Source organism: Oceanobacillus sp. J11TS1 (genome assembly GCF_018333215.1).
Lineage (GTDB): Bacteria > Bacillota > Bacilli > Bacillales > Amphibacillaceae > Oceanobacillus.
This window is the reverse complement of record NZ_BORO01000001.1, coordinates 313,575-326,200: the sequence shown is the minus strand read 5'-3', so window position 1 is coordinate 326,200 and position 12,626 is coordinate 313,575. Positions and strand designations below refer to the sequence as shown.

Genomic DNA, 12,626 nt, shown 5'->3' with positions numbered 1-12,626 from the left:
TATCAGAGCCATAAATTTCTACATTTTTATAATAAAATATATTTCTCTTGAAACTTTTTGTTGTCCCATTCGTATGAAGGGATAATAGGATGTGCTAAGGGAGTAGATAATTATGGTCATCATTATCTTTCGAGTATTATTAGTGATAGCAATTGCACTGTTAATTTATACATGGATTCAATATTTAAAAAATCCAGAGCGCAAACTGCGTCTTTCTCAAGAAAACAAAGAGTTCTATTTGTTTGATGAGCAAAATAACAATAAGAAAAATTTTCAACTAACTTATAAAGGTTGTCTCTTTATTGGTGAGAAATATTTAGGGACCACAGAAGATGCTTTTGAAGTAGTTGATATTCATGTAACGGTTAAAAACCCATTAGAGCTTCGCGGGTTAACCAGAGAAGATTTATATTTTTTAGAGCAGGAAATACTGATCCATTATCCCCATGCTTCCGTCACTTGGAAACATCCGATTAATGAACTTATTATAACGGAGATTACAAAAGAATAACCAGCTACGACAGGAATTGGTTATTCTTTACAATTCCAACAATGAAAAAGTTTCATCTTTATCCCTCCTGTTCAGTAGAATTTCATCTTACTGTTAACGTAAAACAACCAGCTCTTATAATCAAGAACTGGTTGTTTTTACGTGACACGATGTTTTTGTTAAGCCTCTGCGCTCGGGTTCGGTTGGTGAAGTTGCAAAAAATTCTTGCCACTGAATAATAATTTCTTTTCTCCTTAAAAAATATAAGGAAGGAAGCAATGCAATAATAAAAATACCGATATAGAGTGGAGAAAGTTGTGAAATCCAACCGCCAATACTTGTATAGATAATTGCTAGAGGGATATTGGATATAAGAGAAGATTTTACGTATCCTTTAAAAGATTGATTGGATTCAATGAGGCATAATGATAACAAGTGAAAATGAATAAATGGAACGAGACGTAATAACGTAATTTGCGCTGTGGTCATTTCTGTATTTTTACCAAGCAGCCGCTGTTTAATAATAATTAGCTTCTCAATCGATTTTGGCATCCAACCCGCCATAACATAAAAAATTAAGCTAGCCATTGTTATTCCAATAATAGAATAAACACTTCCTGCAATTGGACCAAATAAAATGCCGCCAGAAATACAGATAAAGACAACTGGTAAGAATAACATTGGCCGAACGAGATGGAGAATAATAAATAGCAGCGGGGAAAGCACACCGCCCATCTCAATAATCACCAGCAAATAATTCCCAACGTATTCCATGGCCACCCCTCCTTCTGAAGGAAGCTGGTTTTACTTCTATTTATTATATGTTTCAAGACGAGCAGTCTATGATAAAAGAGTTCTCCACCCCCCTCTTACTCATAAATTGAAGAAATAAAATGCAAAATCTCTTCTGAAAAGAAAGTAAAGCCTATAAAACTGATAAAATTAACGACTATAAAAATTGGAATCCCAATTGTAAAGCTTTTATGCTTTGTTTTATGACGAAATAATTGCATGCCAATATAAATCCCTATACTCGCTCCTAAAATAGCTAATAACCAAAAAGTTCGTTCAGGGATACGGTAAGCATGCTGCTTTGCTTTCTGTTTATCTTTAAACATGAAATAACATCCTATTACATTTGCAATAAACAAATAAATAAGTAATGATGATAAGTTCTCCATTTCTTCCTCCTGATTTAATTCTATGATTAAACGATTCCTCTTTATCATAAAGAAAAAGAGCACTTCCCGCAATATCGAACATTCTTTCTTTAAAGAGAATAAAAGCGCAGAGCGCCCGTTTAAAAACGTAGAGACTGGAGCGGCGTAACTGAGATAAAGGAATCACGGTGAGGTGACGAACCGATGATGACCGCCGCGAAGTCTCCTAGTTTTTGACGCTTGGAGCTGGACGGGGCTATTTTTCTATAAATACTTATCCACACGCAAACAATATTATAATTTCCTGGACAACAAAAAAAGATCGCTCCAAATTAGAAGCGATCTTTTTATCTATCTTATTTTAACGCATCTTTTGCTTGTGATACTAATTGACTAAATGCTTTTTCATCATTAATTGCTAAATCAGAAAGCATTTTACGATTAATATCAATACCAGCAAGTTTCAAACCGTGCATTAATTTGCTGTAAGAAATATCGTTTAAACGAGCAGCAGCGTTTATACGAGAAATCCAAAGTTTACGGAAATCACGTTTTTTCTGTCTGCGGTCACGATAAGCGTATTGACCTGATTTAATAACTTGTTGTTTTGCTGTTTTAAATAGAGTTCGTTTTGAACCGTAATAACCTTTTGCTAATTTTAAGACGCGTTTACGACGACGACGCGTAACTGTTCCACCTTTAACACGTGGCATAAGAAATCCCTCCTGATTCAATTACATATCTAAATTTATTATTTTGGCAACATTGATTTGATGCGTTTGTAGTCCCCAGAAGAAACAATAGCACTTTTACGTAGTTTACGTTTTTGCTTCTGAGATTTGTGTGCAAACATATGGCTAGTGAATGCATGAGATCTTTTTACTTTTCCAGATCCAGTTTTTTTGAAACGTTTTGCTGAACCGCTATGAGTTTTCATTTTAGGCATAATTTTTTCCTCCTAGTCATTGCAATAAAAGCTTATTTTTTTTCGTTTAATGGAACAACCATCATAAACATATTACGGCCTTCCATTTTTGGTTTTGTTTCTACTGTACCAATATCTTTCACTTCTTCAGCGAAACGATCAAGTACTTCCTTGCCTAGTTCTTTATGGGTAATCGCACGCCCACGGAAGCGAACCGCAGCTTTTACTTTATCCCCTTTTTCCAAGAACTTACGTGCATTTTTAAGCTTCGTTTCAAAGTCATGATCCCCAATACCAGGAGTAAAACGTACTTCTTTCACATTGATTATCTTTTGCTTTTTACGAGCTTCTTTCTCTTTCTTCTGCTGCTCAAAACGATACTTCCCATAGTCCATAATACGACATACTGGTGGTTTTGCGTTTGGAGCAACTAATACTAGATCAAGGTTTCGTTTCTGAGCAATATCTAATGCTTCATTACGTGATTTTACTCCAAGCTGATCTCCATTTGAATCAATGAGACGAACTTCTCTTGCACGAATTTTTTCGTTAACATTCATATCCTTGCTAATAGCCAGCCACCTCCGAAATTTTGTTACTGATCTATCTGGACAAGTCATTTCATTACATAAAAAAAGTGTCGGTACATACTTGCACCCACACATCTCCTCATTCGTATACATGAATCGTGATGAACCAGTTAACTACCTAAAAGGCGTCAATCAGGTGAGAAGCGGGTGCTTCTACTTGTCTTTAGATCATATCATTAACTTTTATAATATAGCATTTTATCGTTTTTTTGTCAAGGACTGTATCCTTTTGTTTTAAACAACTATTGAATCATAGCACGGTTTTTCGGGGATGTCAATGGTTTCATCAAAAAATACTTTCATAAAGAGCGTTCTTTCCTAAGCGGTTCTTTATTGGAAGTAGCTTTCCACAGGTCTAAACTTCTCCTTTTGGAGGAAAACGTTAAAATATAATATAGAACGCTTCACTTTAAAAGGCTATTTTCATATAAAACATGAAAATAGCCTTTTCCCGTTCTTATTTCTTCTGATCAATTTCTTTCTTGATAAAGTCCACAAATTGATCAAATGTTAGTGTTTCTGTATTTTGCTCCCCATAGCGACGGTAGTTGACGCTACCAGATTCCATTTCTTTATCCCCTAAAACGAGGGCGAATGGAATTTTTTGTGTTTGGGCTTCACGTATTTTATAGCCTAATTTTTCGTCGCGGCTGTCTAATTCTATACGGATACCTTCCCGACGTAATTTATCTTCCACTTCTTTTGCGTAATCAAGATGTGCCTGTAAGGATACAGGAATGATTTTCGCTTGTACGGGAGCGAGCCATGTTGGGAAAGCTCCTTTATATTCTTCAATAAGAAATGCAACAAAACGCTCCATGGTAGATACTACACCGCGGTGAATCACAACAGGACGATGTTCTTTCCCGTCTTCACCAATATAAGTTAAGTCAAAACGCTCTGGTAAATGGAAGTCTAATTGAACAGTTGATAGAGTTTCATCTTTTCCTAATGCTGTTTTCACTTGAACATCCAGTTTTGGACCATAGAAAGCAGCTTCTCCTTCTGCTTCTACGTATTCTAACTTCATGTCTTCCATGGTTTCTTTCAGCATAGCTTGTGCTTTATCCCACATTGCATCATTATCCACATATTTTTCTTTATCTTCAGGATCACGATAAGAAAGACGGAAATAGTAATCTTCAATTCCAAAGTCTTTATAAACGCGTTGGACAAGTTCCACAACACGAATAAATTCTTCTTTTAACTGATCTGGACGAGCAAAGATATGCGCATCGTTTAAAGTCATCGCCCGTACACGCTGCAGGCCGGCAAGTGCTCCGCTCATTTCATGACGATGCATCGTACCCAGCTCAGCAATACGGACAGGCAAGTTACGGTAGCTCCATAATTGATTTTTGAAAACCATCATATGATGCGGACAGTTCATTGGACGTAAAACAAGCTGCTCATTATCCATTTCCATCGGCGGGAACATATCCTCTTGATAGTGATCCCAATGGCCGCTAGTTTTGTATAGCTCCACATTACCGAGCACCGGCGTATACACATGGTCATAGCCTAAGCGTTCCTCTAAATCAACAATATAACGTTCGATATTGCGACGGATAGTTGCTCCTTTTGGCAGCCATAGCGGTAATCCTTGACCTACTTTTTGGGATACCGTAAAGATACCCAGCTCTTTACCTAGCTTACGGTGATCTCTTTCTTTACGCTCTTCCAAAATTTGCAGATACGCATCTAATTGTGATTTTTTCTCAAACTCTGTACCGTAAATACGTTGCAGCTGTTTGTTATTACTGTCACCGCGCCAATAAGCACCGGAAATACTTAATAATTTAAATGCCTTAATTTTACTCGTAGAAGGAACATGTACTCCCCGGCATAAATCAAAGAATTCTCCCTGCTCATAAATTGTCACTGTTTCATTTGCAGGAATAGCATCGAGCAGCTCTAATTTTAGTTCATCACCAATTTCTTCAAAACGGGCTTTTGCTTCATCCCGGGATACTTCCACACGTTTTATTTCTAAATTTTCGTCGATAATTCGTTTCATTTCCTTCTCAATTTTTGGAAGATCTTCAGGGGTTAATGAATCTTCCATATCTATATCATAATAGAATCCCTCTTCAATAACAGGACCTACTCCTAATTGCACCTTTGGGTACAAGCGTTTTATAGCTTGAGCTAATAAATGCGCAGTCGAGTGACGCGCAATTTCCACGCCTTCTTGATCACGGTAGGTAATAATTTCAATTTTTCCGCCTTTCGGAAGAGGTCTTCTTAAATCAACAGCTTCTCCATCTAATTTAATAGCAAGTGCCTGTTTTTTTAAGCCTGGAGAGATTGAAGCTGCAATATCTTCCCCTGTAGTTCCTTCAGGGAATTGCTTTTCCGCTCCATCTGGAAAAATAATTGTTAAATCAGCCATTCTTATCGAACTCCTTTATAAAATAATACTTTATCAGTGGGGTTTCTTATTCCCCACTGAAGGGACTGGGACTCCGATTACTCGTCCCATCAAAATCACTGTTAGTGGAATGAATCATGAGCCTAGCGTCCGTTAACTTCCCGCCTTAACAGAACATTCTTCTCCATGTTTTAAGGCAGAAGCTTACAAACGATTAGACCTGGTAAAAAATAAAAAACGCTCCATCTCTTTGCATTATGCAAAGGGACGAGCGTTTAATGTCGTGGTTCCACCCTAATTTCTAAAGATAAAATAATCCTTTCATCTTTAGCTTCATTCATCTTTAACGCAGATAAGACGTTACTGCTTACTTTATATCATTTCAGCAGCAATACTCCGAGGTGGTAATTATTTCATTACGAAAGGAAGCTTGCAGCCTTAGGACTTCCCTCTCTAAGTACGTAAACAAAAAATAATCTTGTCCTCATCCTAGCAATTTCATTTTCAAACTCTATCCGTATTATATTCCTTCTACGTTTGAAAAGCAAGTCCAATAAATTATTCTCCCCGAGATGGAATAAAGTTGCGCTTCATTTCAAATTCTACTCTTTCTTGAAAAATATTTGTTACCGTCATTGTTTTAGGATCATCCGGATCATCTCCGTATATTTTTATTCTTGCTGGCAACATAGCAATGAGGGGACTTAGATTAAATTCATTTTCATGTAAGCCTAACGCATACAAAGGAGCTTGGTACATCCACATTCGTAGCCTGTCCTTTGAAATTACTTCACCCTTTTCATTATAAAATATAAAATTATCTCCTTGTTCTATGTGCACCAAGTCAATACAAGGATCTTTTTTCTCAATATAATTACGTAACATATCAATAAAAGCTTGATGATCCTCTTCTCTCTTAAATTCTTCAATTGCTTTTCCGACACATTCATTTACAAACTCTACAAAGGAGGCTAATCGAAAATGTAATATTGCACTAAAATGAATACTCGTATGTTCCCTTAAATGCAGAAAAAAGACCTGTTCCAAAAGCTTTTTTGTATTCACATGCTGTCGTAAATGCTGATTATCAGAATCTGTTTCAAATAAAATCCACATGGAAAAATCATAAATACGATTTATTTCTTCAGGATCCGTAAAATAATAATTATCTGTAATCGTACGAATGATGATGTCAGAAAGATGTTCCTCTAAAAAGACACTTGCCATCACGGAGCTGATCACATCTATTAGTTCAATCCTTGTTAAGTCCCCATCTAACATTATTTTGTTTCCCCACATGGCAGTTCCTTGTTGATGTACTCTGATTTGCTCTCTGTATGGATTTATCTGATTATGAAAAGCTGCTACTTCCTTGTCTGATTCAAAATACACTTCCAACAATACATATCACCCTCATCCACTTACAAACTGTTACATTATATGGACAAGACCATATGAAAATGCTTAAACTAGTTAGACTAGCAATTTCAATTTAAGTAATAGAAAGAATAATATTTACTTATTAATTTTAATCATCTGATAGTTTTGTGCAAAGTCTCGTTTCTTGTGCAATGAAGTGAGCGTAAACAGTACCATATGTATTTAAAAAGTTGAGACAACGGATTAAAACATCAAAAAAAGGATTTTCGTAATAAAGGGTACGAAAATCCTTTTTTCTTGGAGGATCTAGGGAGCAAATACATATAATATTCTATCACTACGCATCTCTCCGATTTTCACCGGACATTTTCACTACTTTACTTACTTGCTTAATTCGTTCAATAATCCGCCCAGCTTTGACCTCCTCAACTCCATTCCTTGTACTTGCCAATTCCTTCTCTAATTGACTTAAATCAAAATTTGAGGAGAAAAAGACAGGTAATCCTTCCATCATGCGATACTGCAGAACCGAACCTAATACCTCGTCCCGGAACCAGGCTGATTGCAGCTCGGCTCCAATATCATCTAACATTAAAACATCTGCTTTCTTAAAGAAATCTATTTTGTCATTAAAAGAATCATCTTTAAAGGAACCTTTTATTTCCCTGACAAACTCCGGCATATAAATAAGTGTAGTTGAGTAATTTCTTTTTTTCAGCTCATTTGCTACAGCACCTAATAAATACGTTTTGCCAATTCCAAAGGAACCATGAAGGTACAATCCTTTTTTTGGCAGGCTTGTTTTAGCTTCTTCTAAAAAGTTGATGATTTCGCCAATGGCAGAGATTCTTGATTTATCACGAATCACCTCTGACATTTTCGCTTCCACAATCTCTTTAGGCATATAAAGACTTTGAAAAAGCTTTTGCTGTGCTTCTTGTTCTTCCATTTGTATACGGGAATGACATTTTTCATAACTGAGCCTAATTTCGTTTTTATCTATACTTAATAATGGAGAATAGCCTTTCATCAAATTCTGGCATCCCCCTAAAGAAGTACAGCGTTCGCATTGCTTTGATTGTGACTTATATTCATATAGCCGCATTAAATTCTTTTCAATATCCTGGTCGGTTAGCTCAGGATGTTCATGTAAGAATGCTTGAATAGAGGGATCACTTAGTATTTCTTTTTTTATTTTTGTGTAATTGGATTTGAAATTCTCATTCTTATCCATCCATGCTTTTAACTCTGACTGTATGGGTTTCATAAATCATCCCTCCTAGAAACAACTTCCCCTTAACTTTCACTCAAATATTTTTGTAGCTTGGCTTCGATTTCCTGTTGCTCTGTTTCACTTATATTCACGTCATTTGCATTTGCTGGTTGTTTGCTATTCCGAGCTTTAAACCAATCCGGAACAACCTCTTTTTTATACTTATTATTCGTGTAGTTCGTATTTTTCTTTTGTTTGTTCTTAGCAGCTTTATATCTTTCCTGCTCTTTTTTAGCAAAGGTCATTGCTTCTTTTGCAGTTTTAAGTCCAACTCTTGACCAATGGCTAGCAATTGTTTCCATATACGCTTTAGATAGTTTCATATTTGATTGGAGCAGCACATAGTGGATTAAAACATTCATGACAGGTGCTGGCAATCCTTGATTTGTCATGACTTCGCGAACAACTTTAATATCCTGTTCAGAAGCATGATTCCCATCTGAAAGATCCTCCAATAATTGCTTCGGCGAAATGCTTTCCAGCTCATTAATCAGCTGTTCTTCTTTGGTTGCAGGTTTATTTGCTGCTACTTTTGTTTCAGTGACTACTTTTTCTTTCAAACGAATAGACTGACCATTATTTCGGGAAACAAACATATCATGGCATGCTGATTTAAACTCTTCCTGAATCAATTGATTATCTTCATTAAGAGCCCATAATAATGCTTTTTCTAAATCGATACTATCTAAATCATACAATACCTTCATTTGATAAATAAGTTTTTTATTTACAGGATTTAAGATTCTTTCAGCAGGGATAAATCGCTGACGAAGCGATTGTTCTATCCAAGAAAAATCCATTAACTTTGATTCCGCGTCCTGCTTTTCGCTTGCTATATTTTTCACAGGTGTCAAAGTCGGTGTTATCGTATCAAAAACCTCATTAAAATCTGCAGTTACTTCTTCTCCATAGGGATAACTATCTTTTAAGTAGCGTGCATAAAGCTCATTATATTTCTGCTCTCCTATATGATGTAATAATAATTGAGACAACATCGCTTCCCTAAAAAATTGATTAGGAGAATAAGGACTTTGCACACTATACGTATAGTAGTCTCTGTCTTCCTCGGTTCGTTTATAAGTTTTTAATAAACCAATGGCTTCCAATTTTATACGTGCACGATATATATCATCTAATGTCAGATTTAAATACGTCATTAACGTGTGATGTGTTTGGGTTTTTTGTTCATAACCTGCTTCATAAAATAAAGTATAATACAAAGAAATTGCCTGGATTCCAATTAACGGCTGATAAAAATGCGTTAAAGAAGCATTAAAATCAATGGGCGGCTGCTCGTTCCTAACAACATTATACCCATCTATAGGAAGGATTTTTCCGATAGCATTCATTATAACCCGTCCTTTTTTTGTTATTCTTTCTGTGATCGTTTATCTGTATCTATGATTTCTTTTAGCTCGTCCAAGAAAACGGAGATATCTTTGAACTGGCGATATACAGAAGCAAATCTGACATAGGATACTTCATCGACCTCAGCCAGTCTTTCCATAACCATCTCACCAATTGAATGACTAGATACCTCTGAATTTCCAGTGTTTCGTAGAATTTTTTCTACTTCTAAAGCAATATTTTCAATAGTTTCTATAGCTACTGGACGCTTTTCACATGCCCTAATGATTCCTCTTGTAAGCTTTTCTCGTGAAAATTCCTGACGCATGCCATCTTTCTTAACGACAATGAGCGGTACTTCTTCAATCCGTTCAAAAGTGGTAAAACGAAATCCGCATTTCTCACATTCTCGACGTCTACGTATTGCTCCTCCATCTTCAATCGGGCGAGAGTCTAATACTTTAGTATTTTTGTTATTACAGTTGGAACAACGCATTTCGTTCACTCCTTCTTCATTTACCCTTCTATGTTAGGTAACTTTTCGTTTACATGCTGATATATTCTCTTTATTATTTTATTACTGTAACCAAAATCAATTTGAATCGGTGTTTCTGTTGTAACGGAAAAATCAAGTGCTGTATGATATGGTCGAACCATGATTACGGTAGCTATAATTAAAACTTTTTTACCGCGTATACTCTTTGCTCCAATTTCTCCATGCTGTTCCGAAATGGCATGAATTGAAAAATCTGGATTGGCATTAAAATACGCCTCGACTTCTTTAAGTACTGCGTTTTTACTTGCTTTATAGTATCTAGTTTTTAACGTTTGGTCTATATGATTATCACTAGTTTCCGCATGATTGTTAAATAACCGTTTTACTTTATATCCAATTGACATATACATACACATCCTAGTATTTTTCACCATATTTTTTATGTGTATATTATTTTAACATGATTTATACATTTAAACTACTTTCCTATGATAGAAGGAAATACTTAATTTGCATTAGAAAAATGACCCATTCACTTGTCTTTGTAGAATATCAGTTGCTTCTAATAGTGGATACGGTAAAATTAACCACTGGTTTTGATATTGCCCTTTCTTCTTATATAAAAGTTACTCCCGCATCCGGCAAAAACGTTCATTTAAACGCTGCTCCATGTGCATAAGAAAATCCACATGAAATTAATTTCCATGCGGATTTTCTCTCTTTAACATATAACTTCACTCGCAGGAAGTTATATGTTACGCCATACACGATAATAAATTTTTTAAGACGTTAAGCGTACCTTCTGTTCTAGTTTATAACCTACGTAAGTTGCTAAATCTAAAACTCGTTTAGAGTAGCCCCATTCATTATCATACCAAGCAATGATTTTTAATTTATTATTATCCATTACCATCGTTGACAATCCATCAATCGTGGCAGAGTAAGAACATGTTGTATAATCAATAGAAACTAACGGTTCATCAGAAAATTGAATGATGCCGCGCATATATCCTTGTGCTGCTTGCTTAAATAAAATATTTATATCCTCTGCAGTTACATCTTCTTCAATATCTATAACAAGATCCACTAATGAAACATTCGGTGTCGGTACACGTAAAGCCATCCCATGTAATTTCCCTTTAAGTTGTGGCATTACCTCTGCTAAAGCCTTAGCAGCGCCAGTTGTGGTTGGAATGATTGACTGCGTACAGCTTCTCGCACGACGCAAGTCTTTATGCGGATTATCAATATTTTTTTGGTCATTGGTAAATGCATGAACTGTTGTCATCAAACCATTCTTTATCGTAAAGTGATCATCGATAACTTTTACCACAGGAGCTAAACAATTGGTTGTACAAGACGCATTAGAGATCACATCATCTTGTTCCGGATCATAATCATCTTCATTAACCCCAATTACAATCGTTTTATCCACTTGTTTTCCTGGTGCAGTTATAATAACTTTCTTTGCGCCAGCTAATAAATGAAGCCCAGCTGCTTCCTTTGTTTTAAATTTACCCGTTGCTTCAATTACAATATCAATATTAAGATCTTTCCAAGGTAGTTTTTCAGGTTCTCTGGAATTAACTAAATGAATTTCTTTTCGATTAACAATTAGTTTGTTAGGCAGCGCTTTCACATCACCGTTAAAAGGACCATGAACGCTATCGTATTTAATTAGGTGAGCAAGCGTTTCTGATGGATAGCTTGCATTAATGGCAACAACTTCTAATTGTTCCTCTTCCATTGCCTGACGAAAAACCATTCGACCAATTCGACCAAAACCTGTAATTGCAATACGTGTTTTCTCCATAAGCACCTTATTCCTCCTGATTGTGTTATACTTTTTATCTTTTGTTATAATTAGTATAACACATATAGAAGAAAGTGTGTCATTAAATATAAAAAAATAAGCCAAATGATGGCTTATTTTTTTTGGTACAGCATATTAAAATGTTAGTGCCACTTCAATTTTTATCTTTTTTAATCAGCTACTCCCCACTTTTTCAACAGATCCAATAACTGTTCTTTACTTTCTTCGATAGAATGGTTATTATCAATTAATTCATCAGCGAGCTTAACCTTCTCTTCTAATGGCATTTGAGACTGAATTCGGTCCCACGCCTCTTGCTCACTGAGCTGATTTCTTTCCATGAGACGCTTTAATTGTGTTTCTTTAACCACAAACACAACTAATGTTTTCTCTACTAAGGAAGTTAACTTGCTTTCAAACAACAATGGAACGTCTAAGACAATACATTTTTCACCTTGTCGTATATAGTATTCTTTTTTTTCCAACACTCGCTTACGAACAGCTGGATGAACGATTTGATTCAATCGCTCTCTTTTTTCTGAATCTGAAAAAATAATGGAACCTAACTTAGGACGATTGATCGAACCATCTTCCTTTAAAATTTCTTCTCCAAAAACCTCCACTACCTTTTGATAAGACTCTTCACCAGGCTCCACGACTTCTCTTGCTATAATATCAGCATCGATAACTGGAATATCTAGAGCAGCAAACATTTTTGCTACAGTACTTTTGCCACTTGCTATCCCACCAGTTAATCCAATAACTAAACTCATAGAACACT

At 35.7% G+C, this 12,626-nt stretch carries 14 protein-coding genes and 2 other annotated features; of the genes, 1 reads left to right on the top strand and 13 read right to left on the bottom strand.

All coding sequences use genetic code 11. The features are described 5' to 3' along the window. Positions 1-112: 112 nt before the first annotated feature. Positions 113-511, top strand: coding sequence for a sigma-w pathway protein ysdB (locus KI343_RS01510; RefSeq protein ID WP_212924658.1), 399 nt, complete (start codon positions 113-115; stop codon positions 509-511). Positions 512-631: 120 nt separating this feature from the next. Here KI343_RS01510 and KI343_RS01505 read toward each other — a convergent pair whose 3' ends face one another. From KI343_RS01505 to coaE, 13 genes are all read right to left on the bottom strand, one after another. Then, positions 632-1,264, bottom strand: a complete 633-nt coding sequence (locus KI343_RS01505) for a TVP38/TMEM64 family protein (RefSeq protein WP_212924657.1) — start codon at positions 1,262-1,264, stop codon at positions 632-634. 95 nt (positions 1,265-1,359) lie between these two features. Continuing rightward, positions 1,360-1,671 (bottom strand): DUF1294 domain-containing protein, encoded by a 312-nt coding sequence (locus KI343_RS01500; protein WP_212924656.1) that lies wholly within the window; start codon positions 1,669-1,671, stop codon positions 1,360-1,362. A 335-nt stretch (positions 1,672-2,006) separates the two neighbouring features. Further along, complete coding sequence (rplT, locus tag KI343_RS01495) at positions 2,007-2,363, bottom strand: 50S ribosomal protein L20 (protein WP_212924655.1); 357 nt, start codon at positions 2,361-2,363, stop codon at positions 2,007-2,009. Positions 2,364-2,401: 38 nt separating this feature from the next. Further along, a complete protein-coding gene (gene rpmI / locus KI343_RS01490; protein ID WP_212924654.1) occupies positions 2,402-2,596 on the bottom strand; it encodes a 50S ribosomal protein L35 in 195 nt (64 codons plus the stop codon). Between the two features lie 32 nt (positions 2,597-2,628). Further along, positions 2,629-3,135, bottom strand: a complete 507-nt coding sequence (infC, locus tag KI343_RS01485) for a translation initiation factor IF-3 (protein WP_212924808.1) — start codon at positions 3,133-3,135, stop codon at positions 2,629-2,631. Between the two features lie 65 nt (positions 3,136-3,200). Next, positions 3,201-3,330: a sequence feature (ribosomal protein L20 leader region), on the bottom strand. 292 nt (positions 3,331-3,622) lie between these two features. Next, the gene (gene thrS, locus KI343_RS01480; protein WP_212924653.1) at positions 3,623-5,557 is read right to left on the bottom strand and encodes a threonine--tRNA ligase; all 1,935 of its coding nucleotides are present in this window, start codon (positions 5,555-5,557) and stop codon (positions 3,623-3,625) included. A 239-nt stretch (positions 5,558-5,796) separates the two neighbouring features. Next, positions 5,797-6,036 (bottom strand) — a binding site (T-box leader). 58 nt (positions 6,037-6,094) lie between these two features. After that, entirely contained in the window at positions 6,095-6,928 is an 834-nt protein-coding gene (ytxC, locus tag KI343_RS01475) for a sporulation protein YtxC (RefSeq protein ID WP_244856660.1), read from the bottom strand. Between the two features lie 325 nt (positions 6,929-7,253). Continuing rightward, entirely contained in the window at positions 7,254-8,183 is a 930-nt protein-coding gene (gene dnaI, locus KI343_RS01470) for a primosomal protein DnaI (protein ID WP_212924651.1), read from the bottom strand. Between the two features lie 29 nt (positions 8,184-8,212). Then, a complete protein-coding gene (locus KI343_RS01465; protein ID WP_212924650.1) occupies positions 8,213-9,538 on the bottom strand; it encodes a replication initiation and membrane attachment family protein in 1,326 nt (441 codons plus the stop codon). Between the two features lie 20 nt (positions 9,539-9,558). Beyond that, positions 9,559-10,032, bottom strand: coding sequence for a transcriptional regulator NrdR (nrdR, locus tag KI343_RS01460; protein ID WP_212924649.1), 474 nt, complete (start codon positions 10,030-10,032; stop codon positions 9,559-9,561). Between the two features lie 20 nt (positions 10,033-10,052). After that, entirely contained in the window at positions 10,053-10,436 is a 384-nt protein-coding gene (locus KI343_RS01455; protein ID WP_212924648.1) for a cytosolic protein, read from the bottom strand. A 377-nt stretch (positions 10,437-10,813) separates the two neighbouring features. Further along, positions 10,814-11,845, bottom strand: coding sequence for a glyceraldehyde-3-phosphate dehydrogenase (locus KI343_RS01450; protein ID WP_212924647.1), 1,032 nt, complete (start codon positions 11,843-11,845; stop codon positions 10,814-10,816). A gap of 170 nt (positions 11,846-12,015) precedes the next feature. After that, a complete protein-coding gene (gene coaE, locus KI343_RS01445) occupies positions 12,016-12,618 on the bottom strand; it encodes a dephospho-CoA kinase (protein ID WP_212924646.1) in 603 nt (200 codons plus the stop codon). Between the last annotated feature and the right edge of the window lie 8 nt (positions 12,619-12,626).